The organism is Bacillus benzoevorans (assembly GCF_014207535.1).
Lineage (GTDB): Bacteria > Bacillota > Bacilli > Bacillales > Cytobacillaceae > Bacillus_BD > Bacillus_BD benzoevorans.
The window spans coordinates 21,341-41,445 of sequence record NZ_JACHGK010000009.1 but is presented as its reverse complement, the minus strand read 5'-3'; the positions used below and the strand labels follow the sequence as shown (position 1 = coordinate 41,445).

The 20,105-nt window shown below is 42.2% G+C and carries 15 protein-coding genes and 1 riboswitch; of the genes, 14 read left to right on the top strand and 1 reads right to left on the bottom strand.

All coding sequences use genetic code 11. From position 1 onward, the window contains the following. Positions 1 to 60: 60 nt before the first annotated feature. Positions 61 to 1,353, bottom strand: a complete 1,293-nt coding sequence (locus HNR53_RS13135) for an S-layer homology domain-containing protein (RefSeq protein ID WP_184526705.1) — start codon at positions 1,351 to 1,353, stop codon at positions 61 to 63. Positions 1,354 to 1,600: 247 nt separating this feature from the next. Between HNR53_RS13135 and HNR53_RS13130 the strand changes: the two genes are divergently transcribed. The 14 genes from HNR53_RS13130 to HNR53_RS13065 all read left to right on the top strand — a co-directional run bounded on the left by HNR53_RS13130 (position 1,601) and on the right by HNR53_RS13065 (position 20,094). After that, entirely contained in the window at positions 1,601 to 4,069 is a 2,469-nt protein-coding gene (locus HNR53_RS13130) for an S-layer homology domain-containing protein (protein WP_184526703.1), read from the top strand. A 172-nt stretch (positions 4,070 to 4,241) separates the two neighbouring features. After that, complete coding sequence (locus HNR53_RS13125; protein WP_184526700.1) at positions 4,242 to 5,684, top strand: MBOAT family O-acyltransferase; 1,443 nt, start codon at positions 4,242 to 4,244, stop codon at positions 5,682 to 5,684. Between the two features lie 71 nt (positions 5,685 to 5,755). Then, positions 5,756 to 6,796 (top strand): hypothetical protein, encoded by a 1,041-nt coding sequence (locus tag HNR53_RS13120; RefSeq protein WP_184526698.1) that lies wholly within the window; start codon positions 5,756 to 5,758, stop codon positions 6,794 to 6,796. 263 nt (positions 6,797 to 7,059) lie between these two features. After that, positions 7,060 to 8,502: an N-acetylmuramoyl-L-alanine amidase gene (locus HNR53_RS13115; RefSeq protein WP_184526696.1), complete on the top strand. Its 1,443-nt coding sequence runs from the start codon at positions 7,060 to 7,062 to the stop codon at positions 8,500 to 8,502. A 381-nt stretch (positions 8,503 to 8,883) separates the two neighbouring features. Next, complete coding sequence (locus tag HNR53_RS13110) at positions 8,884 to 10,533, top strand: S8 family peptidase (protein ID WP_184526694.1); 1,650 nt, start codon at positions 8,884 to 8,886, stop codon at positions 10,531 to 10,533. A gap of 383 nt (positions 10,534 to 10,916) precedes the next feature. Continuing rightward, a riboswitch (glycine riboswitch) is annotated at positions 10,917 to 11,021 on the top strand. Positions 11,022 to 11,304: 283 nt separating this feature from the next. Further along, a complete protein-coding gene (gene glyA, locus HNR53_RS13105; protein WP_184526692.1) occupies positions 11,305 to 12,558 on the top strand; it encodes a serine hydroxymethyltransferase in 1,254 nt (417 codons plus the stop codon). Positions 12,559 to 12,640: 82 nt separating this feature from the next. Further along, on the top strand, positions 12,641 to 12,901 hold the full coding sequence (locus HNR53_RS13100; protein ID WP_184526690.1) for a hypothetical protein: 261 nt from the start codon (positions 12,641 to 12,643) through the stop codon (positions 12,899 to 12,901). Positions 12,902 to 12,944: 43 nt separating this feature from the next. Further along, positions 12,945 to 14,057: a glycine cleavage system aminomethyltransferase GcvT gene (gene gcvT / locus HNR53_RS13095; protein ID WP_246439567.1), complete on the top strand. Its 1,113-nt coding sequence runs from the start codon at positions 12,945 to 12,947 to the stop codon at positions 14,055 to 14,057. Positions 14,058 to 14,201: 144 nt separating this feature from the next. Further along, entirely contained in the window at positions 14,202 to 14,594 is a 393-nt protein-coding gene (gcvH, locus tag HNR53_RS13090; RefSeq protein WP_184526688.1) for a glycine cleavage system protein GcvH, read from the top strand. A gap of 1 nt (position 14,595) precedes the next feature. Further along, on the top strand, positions 14,596 to 15,948 hold the full coding sequence (gene gcvPA / locus HNR53_RS13085; RefSeq protein WP_184526686.1) for an aminomethyl-transferring glycine dehydrogenase subunit GcvPA: 1,353 nt from the start codon (positions 14,596 to 14,598) through the stop codon (positions 15,946 to 15,948). Next, on the top strand, positions 15,941 to 17,431 hold the full coding sequence (gene gcvPB, locus HNR53_RS13080; RefSeq protein ID WP_184526683.1) for an aminomethyl-transferring glycine dehydrogenase subunit GcvPB: 1,491 nt from the start codon (positions 15,941 to 15,943) through the stop codon (positions 17,429 to 17,431). The genes gcvPA and gcvPB overlap by 8 nt, the downstream gene beginning before the upstream one ends. Before the next feature lie 190 nt (positions 17,432 to 17,621). After that, the gene (gene lipA / locus HNR53_RS13075) at positions 17,622 to 18,500 is read left to right on the top strand and encodes a lipoyl synthase (protein ID WP_184526681.1); all 879 of its coding nucleotides are present in this window, start codon (positions 17,622 to 17,624) and stop codon (positions 18,498 to 18,500) included. Positions 18,501 to 18,823: 323 nt separating this feature from the next. Continuing rightward, positions 18,824 to 19,654, top strand: coding sequence for a lipoate--protein ligase family protein (locus tag HNR53_RS13070; RefSeq protein WP_184526679.1), 831 nt, complete (start codon positions 18,824 to 18,826; stop codon positions 19,652 to 19,654). Positions 19,655 to 19,788: 134 nt separating this feature from the next. Next, positions 19,789 to 20,094 (top strand): iron-sulfur cluster biosynthesis family protein, encoded by a 306-nt coding sequence (locus HNR53_RS13065; protein ID WP_184526677.1) that lies wholly within the window; start codon positions 19,789 to 19,791, stop codon positions 20,092 to 20,094. Positions 20,095 to 20,105: the final 11 nt, after the last annotated feature.

Sequence of the window (20,105 nt, the reverse complement as noted above, 5' to 3'; positions counted from 1 at the left end):
GCAGAAACAGCCGGTCAATTGAATAGGACCGGCTGTTTTTTTACATAGGTTTTACTGTTCTTATTTTTCCAAAGCCTTAGCAAGCATGATGGAGAACTCTGCACGGCTGATGGATTTATTAGGTTTAAAGCTTCCATCATTATATCCTACCGTAATTCCATTTTCGGCAAGAATGCTGATGTAGTTCTTTGCCCAGTGGTCCCCTGCGACATCCTTGAAGGTGAGTGCTGCAGTGCCTGTTAAATCAAATGCTTCTACTAAGACCCGAGCCATTTGTGCCCGTGTTAACTGCTGGTCTGGATTAAACTGATTATTGCTTCCGGAAAAAACTTTTGCCTCTGTCATTTTAGCGATGGCATCGTAAGCAAAGCTGGATTCATTGACATCGGCATAATTTGGGTTTATTGCAGGTGCATCACTATAAACGATCGCCCGGTTCAGCATAATCGCACTTTGTGCCCGCGTAATCGAATCAGATGGAGCGAACTGTCCATTCGCATAGCCGCTGATAATGCCTTTGCCTGCTAATTTTTCAATTTCATTCTTCCCTGTTGTGTTGGCGATATCGCTGAAATTTGTCTCTTTCCCCACATCAAGTGCCTTCCAAAAGGCATTCGCAATCACGAGATAACCGTCCTGATTCGGATGAATATCCATTGGATTCGGCATATATGCCGCCGTATTTTTCGCAAAAACAGCAGCTGTCGGCACAAATACAGCCCCCTTCAGCTTAGCTGAATTCGCAATCGTTTGATTCAAGGCATTCAGCAAGGTTTGAAACTGCGTTTGATATTGTGCCGGCAGTATTGTAAATGGATTGTAATAGCCCATTACATATACATCTGCATTTGGGTTCAATGTCTTAATTTTTGCTAGAATGGCGGAAGTATTCACCCCAACAGTTAAAATCGCAGTATTTACTTTCCCCGGATCCATGTTCACTTCCAGTTTTTCTTTATCAATGGCAATTTCCTTCAGTATATCATTGGCACCTGCATCAATCGTGATCACTTCAGCATTGGCAATAGCGGTCTCTATGGTCACCGTATTTCCGCTGTTATCTGAAACAGACTTGTTTGCCTGGATATCGGCCAGAACATCAGTTGTCGTATAGCCGGAAACTGCGAACCGTTTATCAAAGCTTGACAGCGCTCCTACTTTATTCAGCTGGCTGCCAAGATAATCGGTATACCCCTTATCGATTGTTCGAACGGGCGTCTGCCCGGCAGCAAGTGAATCTCCCAATGCGAGATAATCCAGCTTATCGTTTTCTGCGGCAAAAGCAGAAAACGGTGATAAAGCGGCAGCACATCCGATCGCGAAGGCACAGCAAAGTTTCTTCCATTTTCTCATGAGCAAAATCCCTCTCTCTTTCTCTTAATCTTAGAAACTATTTATTCGCTATTATACTAGGAACTCCTTCTCTAAAGGAAAAATGACGAACTTTTTCTCGATAATAGGATAAAAGATTCAGAAATTCACATAAAATTCTATTTAATTAGAACTATTCCTATGATACTATAATCTTGTTAAAAAGCGGCAAAGTAGGTAAAAGGTAGCGTTCAATCGCAGGGAAATAGATAAAGGGGGCAAATTTTTTATGGCTAAATCTGCTAATAGTAAAAAATATATAGCGGCAGCATTATCAACCGTTGTTGCGGCAAGTGTCGCTGCGCCGGCTGCGGCAAACGTGCAGGCTGCAGGCTTCGATGACGTAGCTGGAGGTGCTTTTTATTATGATGCCGTAACAAAGCTGGCTGGAAAAGGGATCATCAACGGATTCGCTGATAAGACATTCAGGCCCAATCAGGATGTGACCAGGGGGCAGACAGCGCAAATCCTTGCTGGTGTGCTTGGCTTGAATGGTGAAAATGCTCCGGATCCGGGATTCAAGGATGTCAAGAAAAATAACCCGTTCTATAAGGCAATTGCTGCGCTATCCAACGCAGGAATTATTAACGGGGTGACAAAGGAAACATTCCAGCCAAACAAACCAATCACCCGTGCCGAAATGTCGAGAATGCTGACGACAGCTTTCGACTTGATCGAAAACACAACCGCAGCATCGGGATTCACGGATGTACCTTTAGACAAGTGGTATGCAGGATGTGTGGGGGCACTGGTGGAAAAGGGCATTACATTCGGAAAATCAGCGAAAACCTTCGCCCCAAATGAAAAAGTAACCCGGGGCCAAATTGCCTCCTTTATTTATCGTGCTCAAGAAAATCTGGCTGAAACACAGGTGATTGAAAGTGTAACCGACACAGCCGTGGTGATTGACGGTGTAGCCTACCAGGCTGCAAAGGCCCTTCAATCACTGTTCAATGCTGGCAACGCGGCTGCGTTAACCAATGCCAAGATTCAATTCAAAGCAGACAATGGAGTGATTACGCGTGTAACCTCGCTAGATATCACAAAAGCTGGAGCAGCAGCTTCCGGAAATATCGTCCTTGATGGACAAGGGACTGTCATTGACGGCAATGTTACCGTGGCTGGCGACTTTATCACCTTGAAAAACCTGACCGTTAAAGGAAATCTGAAGATTGGATCTGAAGTACAGAACAGCTTTATTGCCGATACATTACATGTGCTGGGAAAAACGATTCTTACCGATGCACCGATTCAAACAGCAGGGCTTTCTGAGCTGGCTAATATCACCTTTATCGACTCCGTCCTAAAGGCGGTGGAAGTGAATAAGATCGTTGATTTAGTGACGCAGGGCGCATCTTCGCTGCAGGATGTATCGGTTTCAGCCGATGTTCATATTTCCGCAGAAGATCGTTCCTCTATTGCAAAAATGACGGTAAAAACCGGGGCGGCTCAGGTACAAATTAACGCGGCTGTCGATGAGCTGATCATTGACGGCACAGGCGGATTAACCATTTCGGGTAATGCCACTTTGGGCAATGTGAAAATTATCAAAGATGCCGAGGTCAACCTGAATGTGACAGGTGCAGTCGAAAGCCTGCAGCTGGTCAATCATGCAGCAAGCCTGCTCTTGTCAATCGGCACTGAAGTTGGAAAGGTTATTTTGCCGGAAGGCTCTGCTGCTGAAAAAATCATTGCCAACTTTGAAAAAGTAAAAGAATATATTGGAACGATTATCGAAGACACGAAGCAGCCAAAAGATATGAATGAAGCAGAGAAGGAAGATCCCGATGAGGGTCTGAATGAAGAACAAGCTAACGCGAATGCTCCGATCGATCCAGCCGACACCATTGCTCCGGCTGCACCGAGTATCTCATTTATTGGTAAAGATGTCGCGGGCGGTGTCGTTGATTTATCAGATTTAAAAAATGGGCTAAAAACCAGAGTCTCCATCCCTGTTACCGGAGAGACAGGAGCAAAGGCTGGGGATATACTGAAGATGCAAATGGTTTCTGAGCAGGGGAAGCCGATTGTTGAGACCTATAAGCTGACGCAGCAGGATATCGCCCGCGGCTATGTTGATCGGGAAATGAAAACGAACGCCCTGCGCAATCTTCTCGGCGGACTGCTCGGTGATACATTAGGCAGTGTTATGGGCGGAATCACAAAAGCCAGCATCGGACAAGCGGCTGTAACAGAGCTTGTCATGAGTCCCGGACCTGTAGTCACGGCAGATACGGTCATTCGTGCTGATAAAGCAGAAACAGAAACAGAAACAGTGGCAGCCGCAAGTCTCATTGTCCATGAGGATGGGACGGCCGATGTAATAGATGCAAATGGACAAGTAGTTGCCAGCGGGTTCCTTAGTGATTTATTAGGCGGAGTAACCGGTGTTGTTAAAGGAGTACTGAATCTGATTGTTGGCAGCAATGGCATCGTTAATCTTGACGGCATTTTAGGGACTCCGGTGGAAGAGCTGCTCGATGGGACCGTAAACGTTGTCGATGGCATGGTTAAATTGGCAGATGGCGTATTATTAACCGTTATCGATGGAATTGTCATAGGCGGAGTTGTGAACGGATTGGTCAGTGGAGCAGAGGATGTAATCGTAAAGGTTCAGCTCATCGACCAAGCTGGCAATCATTCACCGGAAACTAAGCAGGTTTACAAATTCAAAATATCCGAAGCTCTTCCACTGTAAAAAAGTAAACTGCGAGTGAATAATCATTTAAAAAGAAAAGCTGCTCTTGATTGAAAAAAGGGCAGTTTTTCTTTTGTCCGATAACAACTTATCCATCCGCATTCTGTTGTGCCGGACAAATTAATATAGTATGATCTATCTGGTTTTCATGATTATTTGAGGTGAGAGTGGTTTGATTTTTAATTCATTTGAATTTATTTTTTTATTTTTACCAATCGTCTTTCTTGGCTATTTTCTATTGAATAAAATCAGCTTTACGTTTGCTAAGCTGTGGCTGTTCTCGGCCTCTTTATTTTTCTACGGCTGGTGGAATCCGATTTACCTGCCGCTGCTTTTATTTTCACTGGTAGTCAACTACATATTCGGGACAAGCCTAGGGAAAATGACTCATCTGTTAAAAAAGAAAATTGTCCTCACATTTGGCATTTTATTCAATGTCGGATTATTAGGCTTCTTTAAATATTACGATTTCTTTATCGAAAATATCAATGCGGTATTTGAAACAGATTATCGTGTCTTAAACTTGGTTTTGCCGCTCGCGATTAGCTTCTATACCTTCCAGAAAATCCCTTACCTGGTAGACTCCTACCGCGGGGAAACGAAAGGCTACAATCCATTGAACTACGGCTTATTTCTGACCTTCTTTCCGCAGCTCATCGCGGGACCGATCGTTCAGCACAGCGATGTCATGTCGCAGTTTGAAAATAAGGACAACCGCAGGATGAACGCGAAAAACATTGCGATTGGGCTATTTGTATTTGGAATCGGTCTGTTTAAAAAAGTAGGCATTGCCGACACGTTTGCGATCACAGCGAATCTTGGCTACAGCCAGCCTGAGGCACTTACTACAATCGATGCCTGGATTACGTCGCTGGCGTATACCTTCCAGCTTTATTTCGATTTCAGCGGGTATTCCGATATGGCGATTGGAGCGGCGCTGCTGTTCAACATCAAGCTCCCAATCAACTTTAATTCACCGTACAAAGCGGTGAGTATTCAGGATTTCTGGAAAAGATGGCATATGACCCTGACCAACTTCCTGACCCGTTACATCTATATTCCGCTTGGCGGCAATCGTAAAGGACCGGTGCGGACCTATATCCATATTTTAATTGTCTTTTTCGTCAGCGGACTGTGGCACGGTGCCGGGTGGACGTTCATTATCTGGGGTGTGCTGCACGGCATTGCCAGCGTCATTAATCGGCTCTGGTCCAAAGCGGGCTTGCGGATGCCAAAGCTTGCGGGCTGGTTTATCACGTTTCAGTTTGTCAATGCCACGTGGGTTTTTTTTCGCGCCCCGTCCGTTTCCGAGGCCATAACTGTGTTAAAAAGCATGGCGGGTCTGCATGGAGTCAGCCTTCCGGGCGAACTGCAAAGCACTTTTTTGCAAAGGTTAAACCTGCCGTACTATGATTTTACGCTCACGGAAAATTTCTTTGAAATATGCGCTCTTTTACTCGCAGCATTTCTCATTGCTGTTATGGCAAAAAACTCGATGTATTTCAGGGAGCATTTAAAACCGAATCTGGGCTATGCACTCTTTATCTCGGCAATAATCATTTATTCCGTCTTTCAGCTGCAGCAGGTTTCGGAGTTTTTATATTTCAATTTTTAAAACATCAGGTGCAAATCCCATCAGCCTGATCTATCTATGATTCAAGACTATTAAATTTAGGATGAATGCCTATGTCATATAAACAATTTGCCATTACCGTATTGACGCTGGTGCTGCTCGCTGCGGGCGGCTCTGCGTCTTTTATCTATTATATTGATCCGATGTGGACGTTTGGTCACAGCCACGAGTACAATGATGTGCAATATGTCATCGATGAGCGGCAGCAGAAGGTGAATGCGATGCACTTTCAGCCCTTTGATTACGATACACTGCTCATTGGCAGCAGCCGGACGACCTACATAAACCAGCATGATTTTACCGGGATGAAGGTCTACAATTTTTCGGCCAGCAATGTGTCGATCCGGGAGTACGAGCCCTTTTTACAATATGCCGTCGAACAGAATGGAAAGTCATTTGAGCGGGTCATCATTGGTCTTGACTTTTTCAAAACAAGCATCAACCAAAGCTCGGGTGTCGTCAATCTGGACAGCTATATTGCAAAAATGGAAGAGCCGTTTTACCGTTATAAAAATTTACTTTCCTACGATTTATTAAAATACGCTTATGATAATTTTAAGATGTCGAAGGCTGATGCTAATATTCTGGACCGAAGCTATAATCGCAGCAATGTGGCGCAGGCAATGAAGATTGATTCCGAAACAACCTCCCAGCAGACAAAAGAGAAAATCAAGAAGTTCCGTAAAGAGTTTTACGGGGAAACGTACCAATATAATCCTGAATACAAAGCGGTTCTGCAGCAGTTGATCGACAAGTATCCGCAAACAGAGTTTATTTTCTATACGACCCCGATTTCCACGCCGTTGTTCACGGCTTTAGTGGATCAGGGACTCCTGCCGTCCTATGAGCAGTGGATTACAGACGTGACCGCGGCGGCCGGCGGGATGTATAACTTCATGTACCCGAATTCAATCACGAATGACATCGGCCACTATTTTGACGGTCATCACTTTTACCCCGAGGTCGGAACGATGATTGCCCACCGCATAGACGGCACAAATCAGGGCGTTCCCGCTGATTTTGGCACTTACGTGACACCGGAAAATTTAGCGGACCAATTAGAATTTGTCCGGAAAGAATCGGAGGGGCTTTGAAAAATTTTCCTTTTGTAAAATAGCTCATGTAAAAAGAAAAAGTCTGTTGGGTGTGATCCTGCCATTTGGAAGAAAATCACATCTATCAGGCTTTTTTTATGGTGGAATTCCCCTGTTGTTCCAAATCAGCAGGGGATTTATTATATTTCAATAACTAATATTACAAGTATATGAAAATCTTTCTTGAACATATCTATTTAATAGACAAAATATGGTACAATATGACTGAAAAATTTTATAAAAGGAGGGGAATTTAATAGATTATGTCGAAACATATCAGATTAAAGGCGATCGCCTTATTGGCGGTCTTTTGTATGGTCTTTTCCATTAACGGCGGGAGAGGACAGGCGGCTTCACTATCAGATATACCAGTAAGCGCAAGCAGTGAAATCAATTACTTAATGAATAAGGACATCATCAACGGATATAGTGATGGTACGTTCCGCCCTAAGCAGGCAGTGACTCGTGCGGAGGCAGCGATTATGCTGGGCAAGGCATTGAACTTGATCGGCTGGCAAAGAACGACTCCATTCAAGGATGTGGCGGTAAACTCGGCGGCATCAGGCTATATTGCATCCGCTGTACAAAAAGGAATCATTAATGGATACAGTGATGGAACATTTCGCCCTGCAGAACCTATTACCCGCGGGCAAATGGCCCTTCTCTTGCAAAGAGCATTTCAACTGACAGAGAAAGGTGAGGTTTATTTCACCGATATCCCGCAATCAGGCCTTCAATATGATGCCATTAATACCATTGCCACAGCGGGCTTAGCTTCCGGATATGCAGATGGCACATTCCAGCCTAAGGATTCCGTAACCCGTCAGGACTTTGCTGTGTTTGTAGCAAGAGGATTAAATGATGACTTCCGTGTGGCAGCTCCGGCACCTGCACCTGCACCAGCACCCGCTCCAAGCGGTGATACAGCCGTGGTTGGAGAGGTAACAGTAGCTTCACTAAATGTACGTTCAAGTGCAAGCAACTCGGCTCCTGTCATCGGAACTCTTGGCGAAGGCGCCGTTGTATCCGTGTATAGCTTTTCCGGTTATTGGGTCCAAATTAACTACAATAACCAAACCGGTTATGTACATAAGACGTATTTAAAATTAAAAAATACGAACGGCAATCCGCTGCAAAACCGCATTATTGTAGTGGACCCGGGTCACGGCGGACTTAGTGATAAAGGCATCTTAGACCAAGGAACAAGCTACGGTAATCTGAAGGAAAAGGACATCACTCTTGATGTGGCCAACCGCGTATCAGCGAAATTAAAAGCCGCAGGCGCCACTGTTGTCCAAACAAGATCAGGGGATGTCAACAGACAATTCCTTTTAGGAGACCGGACACAGATTGCCTACGATAACAAGGCAGAGCTTTTTGTCAGCATCCATGTCAATTCAGCAGGCTCGGCTTCAGCTGACGGCGCAGAAACCTATTATGATACGTCCAAAAATGCCAATGGAAACGAAAGCAAAGAATTAGCTCAGGAAATTCAAAAACAGCTCGTAGCATTTGCAGGAATGGATGACCGCGGGGCAAGGGACAGTGCTTTCTACGTAGTAAGAGAGCAAAATATTCCAAGTGTCCTTGTTGAATTAGGCTTTATCACGAACTCTGGTGACTATGCAAAACTAGCATCGCCGGAATTCCATGACATCTATGCCCAGGCAGTTTATCAAGGAATCTACAATTATTATAATAAATAATCATTTTGCAAAATAAGAAACGGGTTTTAGCGCCTGTTTCTTATTTTTTTACAAAAAATTGTCTACAAAGGTTTATTTGTAAATCCTTATCCGAATCCTGTACCATGATGATATAATAGAATTAACTTTCCAATTACTTGCAAAGGGTTACATAAATATTTGATTGGATGGTTGATCTTGTAAACTCGTGGTGATTGAATGATATTACTCGTATAATAGTAATTTTATTTGCAATTTTCTCTATTTTCATCCATAGTTTTGTATATTCTTTGGAGGTGAATCAAAACAGTCATCCAAGAAATAAGCCATGCTCAGAGATGGACAAGAGCTTAATAGAATCGTTGCATATCACACAGGGTTTAATCGTGAAGGGGAATTTTAATGAGAAAATACATCATGGCCATTCTATTTCTTTTTTTACTAATTGTTCCTTTTCAAGTAAGTGCGGAAGAGCCGTCTGAACGTGTCATCATCACGTTTAACAAGGAAATCAACGAGAAACTGCTTGAAGAGAACACGATTGAAATTCATCACCTTTTTCCTGAATATCATGCTGCATCCGTGACCATTCCTGCATCCGTGAAGGATAAATTGGCCGCGCAGCCGGATGTTCTGCGGATTGAAAAGGATTCGGTTGTCAAAACCAGTGTCCAGAATGCCAGTTGGGGATATCAGGCTGTTAACATACCGGAATCGCGTGAGCAGTACTACGGTTTAACAGGTAAAGGTGTGAAAATCGGAATTATTGATACAGGTATCAATTTGAATCATCCCGACCTGCGCGTTGCAGGGGGAGTTTCCTTTGTGCCGGGAAACCCATCATACAATGATGATGCAGGTCATGGTTCAGAGGTGGCGGGAATTATCGCTGCACTTGATAATGATTTTGGAGCAGTCGGTGTTGCACCCGACGCTGAACTTTATTCAATTAAAACATTGGATAATTTAGGAAAAGGGAATATTTCAGATGTCATCGCGGGTATTAACTGGGCGATTGACCATGATCTAGATATTATTAATTTAAGCTTTACGTCTCCATCGGGGACCAGTTTACTTGAATCAACACTTCAAGCAGCCTACAACAAGGGGATTTTGATTGTAGCAGCTTCGGGAAATGCCCTTGATCCGCGAATCAATATCACAGATGTATTATATCCGGCACGCTACAATACCGTGCTCGCAGTCGGTTCTGTTGATGAAAAACTAAGACGTTCAGTCTTTTCCTACTATGGTTCGAATTTAGATTTTGCCGCACCGGGTGAGAACATTTTGAGTACAACTATCGGCGGGTCTGATGCGCAATATGCCTACACATACGGTACAAGCATGGCAGCTCCGTTTGTAACGGGGATTGCGGCATTATATAAGGAAGAGTATCCAAGTTTGAACAATCAGCAGATTCGGGGTCATATGGAGCGTGCGGCATATGATTTAGGCGATGCCGGCAAGGACGCTCAGTATGGCTACGGCTTGATTCAGCCTCCATCCAGTGAACAAGCCGATCTATTTATTGATTTGAAAGATAATACCTGGTACTCGGACGAAATCCTCTATCTTTATCGGCATGGCATTGTGAGTGGATATGGTGATGGCGGTTTCCATCCGAATGCTCCAGTGACAAGAGCGGAAGCAGTAGCGATGCTGGGACGTGCCAAAGGATTGGACGGGACGAAAACGCAAACCAGATTCTCGGATGTACCAGCCAGCTCATTTGCGTCAGGATATGTAAAAAGTGCGACGGACCAGGGTGTGATTAACGGCTTCACAGATGGAACTTTTAGACCTGGCAGCAATATTATTAGAGGAGACGTCGCCATTATTTTGAAAAATGCCTTCGGCTTCGCTGATACAAGCACAGCTTATTTTAATGACGTTCCAGGCAGCAAGCATTATTACAATGCTATCAACAGCATGGCCGCGGAAAACATCACCAGCGGCTTCAGCGACGGCAGTTTCCGTCCAAATCAATATATTACAAGAGTAGAATTCAGCGTCTTCCTAGCTAAAGCGCTGGAGGAAGAGTTTAAATAAAAGAATTCAATAGCAGGGGCTGTCCAGCAAGAGGTTTTTCCGATTTCTGGAGGCTCCTATTCATGTTTCAAACCCATGATAGATGAGCACTGTGATGATTAAATATTAAGGAATTCCCATTTTTCGAATCGCACCCCTTATTTACATTTTTTGGCTCCCTTAAGGTTAAATGTAATCGCTTTCGTATCTAATAATAATACTAGCATACAAAAATAAATGCTATGATTTAATTCACACTAGTTCGATTCGATGCTTGTAATATCACGGGTTTGATTACTTTGGAATAATTTCACAGGTAAGCGCTTTAAAAAAATCTGTGAATAAAGATTGACAAATTCCCATAGACCCAATATCCTAAGAATATCAAAATTAAATATGAGCGGATGACGGTTGTGGGAGAGTGCATTAAGTTACACGCCACCGAAGGAGCAAGTTTCAAAAAGACCCTTGGAACAAATCTCTCAGGTAGATGGAACTACAATCGGACGCGCCTCTGGAGAGAGTGTATATACATATTACACCACCAAAGGGGAAGGTTCTATGAATAATGGAGCTAATCTCTCAGGTAAAAAGGACAGAGAAGGGTAAATAAACGGCTACGTTTACCCTTTTCTGTCCTTTTTTGCGTGCAAAAAAGGCGGTGGATTATTCTGTTTTAAACAGTTTTCCCGAGAAAAGCAGGTTAGTAGCACAAAAAGGCGTTTTATCTAACTGCAAGTGATTGTTTTGTAGAGACAAAAGCCTGTAACAAAACGAATTGGGGGAGAAAACATGAGTTTGAGACAAAATGATTCAGCCATTTTTGAGGCGATTGAGAAGGAGCGAAAGCGGCAGCTTTCAACATTAGAGTTAATTGCATCAGAAAACTTCGTCAGCGAAGATGTTCTAGAGGCAATGGGCAGTGTGATGACAAATAAATATGCAGAAGGCTATCCAGGAAAGCGCTATTATGGGGGATGCGAGTTCGTGGATGTAGCAGAACAGGAAGCAATTGCACGTTTAACAAAGCTGTTTGACGTGAAATATGCGAATGTTCAACCGCACTCAGGTGCAACAGCTAATTTCGCTGTATTCTTCGCATTGCTTCAGCCTGGCGATAAAGTGATGGGGATGAACCTTTCACAAGGCGGCCACTTAACTCACGGAAGTCCTGTAAGCGTTTCAGGAAAATGGTTTGAGATTGTGTCCTATGGTGTAAGAGAAGATACTCAATTAATTGATTACGATGAGCTAGAGGCGATTGCAAAAAAAGAAAAACCAAAATTGATTATTGCCGGTGCAAGTGCTTATCCAAGAGTGATTGACTTCGCTCGTTTTAGAGAAATTGCTGATCAAGTTGGAGCAAAACTTATGGTCGATATGGCTCATATTGCCGGACTTGTTGCAGCTGGTCTTCATCCATCACCAATTCCTTATGCAGATGTTGTAACAAGCACAACGCATAAGACACTGCGGGGACCGCGCGGCGGAATCATTTTAACAAACGATGAAGAGATTGCTAAAGCGATTAATAAGTCTGTATTCCCGGGAATTCAGGGCGGGCCGTTAATGCACATCATTGCAGCTAAAGCGGTGGCATTTAATGAAGCACTGCAGCCAAGTTTTAAAGAATATGCTAAGCAAGTCATCGAAAACGCTTCGACGCTTGGCGATACTTTAATAAAAGAAGGTGCCACCCTTGTCTCCGGCGGTACGGATAATCATATTGTCCTCTTAGATCTTCGTCCATGGGATTTAACTGGAAAAGAAGCTGAAAAATTATTAGAAGAAGCGGGAATTACGGTCAATAAAAACACGATCCCATTTGATCCGCAAAGCCCATTTGTAACAAGCGGTATCCGTATGGGCACAGCGGCTTTAACCACCCGCGGCATGAAGAAGGAAGAAATGGTGAAAATCGGCGGAGTCATTGCATCTGTGCTTAAGAGTAAAGGAGACAAAGCCGTTATTGAACAAGCAAAAGAAACAACGAAAGCCATTTGTGATTCATTTCCATTATACCAACAACAGCCAGTTCTAGTATAAAACAAAGTACTAACGATGAAGCCGTTGCATCGGTACAACTGACTGCTTAACAGCACCAAGTGGAATTTCCGGTGGAGATACCGTGAAGTTTTATAAATATATCAAAAAGGGCAAGGGACTCTCTGAAAGTTATATTGGAGATGCCATGACCTTTTCCTTAGCTGCATCTGAAAGCAATGCACGAATGGGAGCTCTGCTTGCCGCTCCAACTGCTGGAGTGGCAAGCAGAATCCCATGCTATGAAGTCATTGAAGCGATGTATAAGGCAGGTAAAGAAATGCCGAGGACTCTTAAGGAGACTGCACTTGGAGGTCTTGCCATTACCGAAACAGGTAAAAGGTGAAAGAAGAATTATTTTGCAGGAAATCATAATCGGAGGCGTAACAATGAGCGTAGAAACTATGTTAAAAAGAACACCGCTTTTTGAATCTTACCAAAAATTTGGAGCAAAAGTCATTGATTTTGGCGGCTGGGAGCTTCCAGTTCAGTTTTCAGGCATTATCGAAGAGCATGAAACTGTTCGAACTGCTGCAGGACTCTTTGATGTATCCCATATGGGTGAAGTAATCGCTGAAGGAAAAGATGCATTGAACTTTGTTAATTATCTTGTTACAAACGATGTAACAAAGGTAGAAATCAACCAAGCACAATATTCAGCAATGTGTTACCCAGACGGTGGTACTGTCGATGACTTGCTTGTCTATAAGTTAGAGGATGAAAAGTACTTGCTAGTCATTAATGCAGCTAACATTGATAAAGATTACGCTTGGATGCAGCAAAATGTAAAAGGCGATGTGAAGCTGCAAAATATTTCAGGTGAGGTGTCACAGCTTGCCCTCCAAGGTCCGAAAGCTGAAGCCATTTTACAAAAGTTAACAGATACAGACCTAAGCCAAATCGGCTCTTTCTGCTTTGCTCAACATGCAACTGTCGCTGGAATTACTGACATTCTTGTATCTCGTACAGGTTACACAGGTGAGGACGGATTTGAACTTTATTTAGCAAACGATAAAGTAGTAGCCCTTTGGGACAAACTTCTTGAAGCTGGCAAGGAAGATGGCTTAAAGCCAATTGGACTTGGTGCACGCGATACGCTTCGCTTTGAAGCACGCCTAAATCTTTACGGTCAAGAACTTTCCAGCGACATCGGTCCGTTGGAAGGCGGAATCGCTTTTGCCGTAAAATTGAAAAAAGAAAGTGACTTTATTGGAAAAGAAGCACTTGTAAAGCAAAAAGCAGAAGGATTAAAACGCAAAATCGTTGGGGTTGAAGTAACAGGAAGAGGTATTCCTCGTCATGGTTACAAAGTGTTCTCAGCTGATGGAGTGGAAATTGGCGAAATTACTTCAGGCACACAATCTCCAACTTTAAAGAAAAGCTTAGGACTTGCATTAGTATCAGCAGAATATGCTGAATTAGGAACAGAGCTAAAACTTGAAATCCGCAATAAAATGATTGACGCAGTTGTTGTAAAAGCACCTTTCTATAAAAGGGGTTAATACTAGAATTTAAGATTTAAGATTTAAGATTTAAGATTAAGATTTAAGATTAAGATTCTATTGGAGGGATTGCCTGAACATGACTATGTGAGGGCAATCATCTTTCCATTGAATACATATAAAAATTGAGAGGAAGATAAAACAATGACAAACGCAACAGCAAACTTAGTTTACAGTAAAGATCACGAGTGGGTATTACAACTAGAAGGAAATCGCGTACGTATCGGAATCTCTGATTATGCACAACACCTTTTAGGAGACATCGTTTTTGTTGAGAATCCTGCAGAGGATGATGAAGTAACTGCTGGTGAAACTATGGGATCTGTTGAATCAGTTAAAGCGGTTTCCGATATCTTTTCTCCTGTATCAGGTAAAGTTGTTAGTGTCAATGAAGCGTTAGAAGATGAACCACAATTAATTAACGAAAAACCATATGAAGCATGGTTAGTAGAAGTAGAATTATCTAATCCGGAAGAATTACAATCACTATTAAACGAGGAAGCTTACCAAGCATTTATTAGTGAAGGAGAAGAATAAGATGACAAACACTTATAGATATCTTCCTGATACAGAACAAGATAAAAAGGAAATGCTAGATTTCCTAGGAATGTCTTCTGTTGAAGAGTTATTCGAAGATATTCCAGCTGACCTTCGCTTAAAAGGTGAACTAGCTATTCCAGAAGCAGATTCAGAACCTGTTTTGATGAAGAAAATGAGCAAGCTTGCTGCGCGAAATGTAAATGCAACGGAGTATCCATCTTTTCTAGGCGCGGGTACATATGATCATTATATTCCAAGCGTTGTTGACCATATGATTTCACGTTCGGAATTTTATACAGCTTATACACCATATCAACCAGAAATCAGCCAAGGGGAATTACAAGCCATTTTTGAATTCCAAACAATGGTTAGTGAATTAACTGGCATGGAAGCAGCAAACTCATCCATGTACGATGGCTATACATCACTTGCAGAGGCTGCTTCACTTGCTGTGGCTTCTACAAAACGTGCAAAAGTAGTTGTTTCAAAGGCTGTTCATCCTGAATCACGTGCTATTTTAAACACGGTGGCAAGAGGTCATGGATATTCAGTTGAAGAAGCAAGTCTTGCTGCAGATGTAACAGACTTAGAACAATTAAAATCACAAGTAGGCAAAGACACAGCTGCTGTGATTGTTCAATATCCAAACTTCTTTGGTTCTATTGAAGATTTAAGAGAAATCAAAGCTGTCGCTGCTGAAAATGGTGCTCTTTTCATTGTAAGTGCAAACCCGCTTGCATTAGCACTATTACAAACACCTGGTAAATTGGGTGCAGATATCGTTGTCGGAGATATGCAGCCGCTTGGTATTTCCATGTCCTTTGGCGGTCCGCATTGTGGATATTTTGCTGTTAATCAAAAATACCTTCGTAAAATTCCAGGACGTATTGTTGGTCAAACGCAGGACGATCAAGGAAAACGCGGATTTGTGTTAACTTTACAAGCTCGCGAGCAGCATATCCGCCGCGAAAAAGCGACATCTAATATTTGTTCAAACCAAGCTCTAAATGCACTGGCCTCTTCTATTTGCATGTCAGCATTAGGTAAGAATGGAATTCGTGAAATGGCACAGCAAAATATTGAGAAAGCTGACTATATGGCGAAGTTATTGCAAAGCAAAGGCTTTAACGTATTAAACAAATCAGCCTTCTTCAATGAATTTGTTGTAGAACTTCCACGTTCAGTGAAAGAAGTGAACGCTAAACTTCTTGAAGCTGGATTCATTAGTGGATATGACTTAGGAATTGATTACGGATTTGACAATCAAATGCTAATTGCCGTTACAGAACAACGTTCAAAAGAAGAGATTGACAAATTTGTAGAAGCATTGGAGGCTGTTGTAAATGGTTGAGTATAATGATTTAATTTTTGAAATCAGTCGTTCCGGTCGTGTAGGGTACAGCCTTCCGAAAAGTGACGTTAAAAGTGTTAATTTACAAGATAAATTTCCAAAACATTTAATTCGTGATGAAGCAGCAGAGCTTCCTGAAGTGGCTGAGTTGGATCTTGTTCGTCACTATACAGCCCTTTCAAATAAAAACCATGGGGTCGATAATGGATTTTATCCACTTGGCTCTTGTACGATGAAATATAATCCAAAAATTAACGAAGTTGTGGCACGTCTAGCGGGTTTCACAAGTATTCACCCTTACCAGCCAACTGAAACTGTACAGGGTGCATTAGAACTTTTATATAATACACAAGAAGAATTAGCTGTCGTTACTGGAATGGATGCTATTACATTACAGCCTGCTGCAGGTGCTCAAGGTGAATGGACTGGATTAATGATGGTCAAAGCTTATCATGAGCATAATGGCGATAAGAGAACAAAAGTCCTTGTTCCAGACTCCGCGCATGGTACAAACCCTGCTAGTGCGAGCGTTGCAGGCTTTAGCATTGTCACAATTCCATCAAACGAAAATGGATTAGTTGACGTAGAAGAATTAAAGAAACATGTAGGCAATGATACTGCTGCATTAATGTTAACAAACCCTAATACACTTGGTTTGTTTGAAAGAGAAATCGCGGAAATTGCTGCTGTCGTTCATGAAGCAGGCGGATTACTCTACTATGATGGTGCTAATACAAATGCCATTATGGGAAAAACAACTCCAGGATTCATGGGCTTTGATATCGTGCATTTAAATCTGCACAAAACATTTACCGGCCCACACGGCGGCGGCGGTCCTGGTTCAGGTCCTGTTGGGGTTAAGGAATTCCTTCTTCCATTTTTACCTGTACCACGCGTCGAAAAAGACGGCGACACATTTGTCTTAAATTCAAATTACCCATTATCCATTGGCCGCGTAAAAGCGTTCTATGGTAACTTCGGTATTATTGTTCGTGCTTACGCTTATATTCGTTCAATGGGAGCAGTTGGATTACGTGAAGTTTCTGAAGGCGCTGTTCTTCATGCTAACTACATGCGTAAAAAATTGGAGCCATATTTTGAAGCACCATTTTCACAAGTTTGTAAGCATGAATTTGTATTATCCGGTTCCAGACAGAAAAAACTTGGTGTGCGGACATTGGATATGGCAAAACGTCTGTTAGATTTTGGCTACCATCCACCAACAATCTACTTCCCATTAAACGTTGAAGAATGTTTAATGATTGAACCGACTGAAACAGAATCCAAAGAAACAATGGATGCTTTCTGTGATGTTATGATTCAAATTGCTAAGGAAGTAGAAGAAAGTCCAGAAATCGTTTTAGAAGCACCACATACAACGGTGATTGGCCGCTTGGATGAAGTTCAAGCAGCAAGACAACCAGTCTTACGTTATAAAAAAGCAGAAACAGCAGTGCAGGAAAAAGAAACTGTTAAAGCTTAATGATTGAGAATTTTGTTTCAAAATGAAAAAACAATGCTGGGAATGGAAGGGAAAGAGGAAAAGAAAATAAATCTTCTCTCCCGTTCATTCCTGGCAGTCTTATAACGAGTTATTTTGAATTTAATTCTTAGTATACTTATAGAAATTGTTGCTTATTTTTATTTTATGTCCAGCAATAGGAGTGAATGATATGACAACGGAATATGTTCGTAAACCGGAGTGGCTCAAAATTAAATTAAATACCAATGAAGATTATACAGGCTTAAAAAAAATGATGCGTGGTAAAAACCTTCATTCAGTCTGTGAAGAAGCGCAATGTCCCAACATTCATGAATGCTGGGCTGAACGTAAAACAGCAACTTTTATGATTTTAGGAAGTGTATGCACTCGCTCCTGCCGATTCTGTGCGGTTCAAACAGGTCTTCCAACGGAGCTTGATTGGGAAGAGCCGGAACGAATTGCAGAATCAGTAGAACAAATGGGCTTAAAGCACGTCGTGATTACGACTGTTGCCCGTGATGATTTAAAAGATGGCGGAGCTGCCATTTTTGCGGAAACGGTTCGCGCCGTGAGAAGACGAAATCCGTTTTGCGGCATTGAAGTCCTTCCATCTGATATGGGCGGGGTATATGACAATTTAAAAACATTAATGGATGCAAAACCTGACATTTTAAACCACAACATTGAAACCGTGAAACGTTTATCACCATCTATTCGGGCACGTGCCACCTATGAGCGTTCGCTTGAGTTTTTACGCCGTGCAAAAGAAATGAATCCTAATATTCCAACGAAATCAAGCATTATGGTTGGACTTGGGGAAACGAAAGAAGAACTCATGGAAGCGATGGATGATCTTCGTGCTAACCATGTTGACATATTAACGATTGGACAATATCTGCAGCCTTCAAAAACTCATTTAAAAGTCCAAAAGTATTGGAGCCCTGAGGAATTTAATGAATTAAAAGAAATTGCCCTGACTAAAGGATTCAGCCACTGTGAAGCAGGACCGCTTGTACGTTCGTCCTATCATGCTGATGAGCAAGTTGAAGCGGCAAAAGCGCATGTATAATGAATGAAGAATAGTAACATTTTATCTAGACCAATCACGAAGAATGCCGGACCGTGGTTGGGTGGTACATATGGCTATCAAGTTAAAAGCGATTTATGAATATCCGTATTTACTTCGTAGTTTTCCTATCTGTTATATCTAATTAATCCTTTTTCATAAGTTGTAAGAATAGAATGATTTTGGTTTCTGGTATTGTGATATCCGGCAATGACCAACTGCAGCAGGCACTGGTCTTAAAAGTACAACTATTTTGGCGGCGGGCAGCACTCTAAAAGAATAGTTTTCACGTAGAACTATAACAATAGGGATAGGGAATGAGCTTAATGAAAGAAAAGTGGAGATTTATTGATTCTGGAAATTGTGATCCTTCTTATAACATGGCACTTGATGAGGCACTGCTTAATTGGCACAGCCTGGGGGAAATCCCGCCGACGGTTCGTTTTTACGGGTGGAATCCTGCGACACTGACAATAGGCTATTTTCAAAAAGCACACAAGGAAATTAATTTTGAGATGCTCAAAAGATATAACCTTGGTTTTGTCAGACGGCCGACCGGCGGTCGTGCAGTGCTCCATGAAAATGAGCTTACATACAGTGTTATTGTATCGGAAGAGTATCCTGATATGCCGAAAACCGTGACAGAAGCATATCGTGTGATTTCCCAAGGATTGCTTGAAGGTTTTATCCATCTGGGTCTGGATGCTCATTTTGCCATTCCAAAAACAGGCGAAGAGATCCATGCGAATGAATCTCGTTCTTCTGCTTGCTTTGATGCACCATCCTGGTATGAGCTTGTTGTAGAAGGACGTAAAATTGCCGGGAGCGCTCAGACACGTCAAAAAGGTGTGATTCTGCAGCATGGCTCCATCTTGCTCGATTTAGATGAGGACAAGTTATTTAATCTATTCAACTACTCGAACGAAAAGGTAAAAGAGAGAGCAAAACGAGCGTTCAGTAAAAAGGCGGCAGCTATTAATGCGATCGCAGGTCGTACGGTTGGACTTGAGGAAGCTAAAAAGGCATTTCGGAATGGATTTGAGCGCGGTTTAAACGTTGAATTAGAACCATACGTATTAACAAGTGAAGAAGAGCAGTATGTACAGCAATTAGCGAAAAGTAAATATTGCTCCGATGAATGGAATTTTAGCCGATGAGATGAATACCACTGTCAATGTATTTGTGCTTGTAATACGTAACAAGTCTGTCCAATGTTCTGATGAAACAAAGACATTTTTTCTTTCCGGCTACAGGATAAATTTTGCATAGGCGTTAGGAGGAGTGAAATCCAATGAAATTAATCATGACAGAATCAGCAATAAACAAAATCAAAGAATTGGCTGTAAATGAAAATGGAGTTCCCCGGATTGATGCCGACGTAGCAGGAGGATGCGGGATGTCCGTGAAGTTTTCCATCGTATTTGGTGAGCCGCGGCGAAACGATATATCGATTGAGATGGATGGGATACAAATCTTGATGGATCAATTTACAAAACGTTATTTAGATGAAGAAACCATCATTGATTATAGCGATGAATATGGTTTTGAAGTCGGAGACAGCTTTACCTCTAGTGCATGTGCAATTGAATTAGATTAATTGGAACCTAT

Excerpts from the sequence above, each read along its gene's own strand:
- HNR53_RS13110 (WP_184526694.1), top strand. The coding sequence starts at position 8,884 with ATGAGAAAATACATCATGGCCATTCTATTTCTTTTTTTACTAATTGTT.
- HNR53_RS13120 (WP_184526698.1), top strand. The coding sequence starts at position 5,756 with ATGTCATATAAACAATTTGCCATTACCGTATTGACGCTGGTGCTGCTC.
- gcvT (WP_246439567.1), top strand. The coding sequence starts at position 12,945 with ATGAGCGTAGAAACTATGTTAAAAAGAACACCGCTTTTTGAATCTTAC.
- gcvPA (WP_184526686.1), top strand. The coding sequence starts at position 14,596 with ATGACAAACACTTATAGATATCTTCCTGATACAGAACAAGATAAAAAG.
- glyA (WP_184526692.1), top strand. The coding sequence starts at position 11,305 with ATGAGTTTGAGACAAAATGATTCAGCCATTTTTGAGGCGATTGAGAAG.
- HNR53_RS13115 (WP_184526696.1), top strand. The coding sequence starts at position 7,060 with ATGTCGAAACATATCAGATTAAAGGCGATCGCCTTATTGGCGGTCTTT.
- HNR53_RS13135 (WP_184526705.1), bottom strand. The coding sequence starts at position 1,353 with ATGAGAAAATGGAAGAAACTTTGCTGTGCCTTCGCGATCGGATGTGCT.
- HNR53_RS13130 (WP_184526703.1), top strand. The coding sequence starts at position 1,601 with ATGGCTAAATCTGCTAATAGTAAAAAATATATAGCGGCAGCATTATCA.
- lipA (WP_184526681.1), top strand. The coding sequence starts at position 17,622 with ATGACAACGGAATATGTTCGTAAACCGGAGTGGCTCAAAATTAAATTA.
- gcvH (WP_184526688.1), top strand. The coding sequence starts at position 14,202 with ATGACAAACGCAACAGCAAACTTAGTTTACAGTAAAGATCACGAGTGG.
- gcvPB (WP_184526683.1), top strand. The coding sequence starts at position 15,941 with ATGGTTGAGTATAATGATTTAATTTTTGAAATCAGTCGTTCCGGTCGT.
- HNR53_RS13070 (WP_184526679.1), top strand. The coding sequence starts at position 18,824 with ATGAAAGAAAAGTGGAGATTTATTGATTCTGGAAATTGTGATCCTTCT.
- HNR53_RS13065 (WP_184526677.1), top strand. The coding sequence starts at position 19,789 with ATGAAATTAATCATGACAGAATCAGCAATAAACAAAATCAAAGAATTG.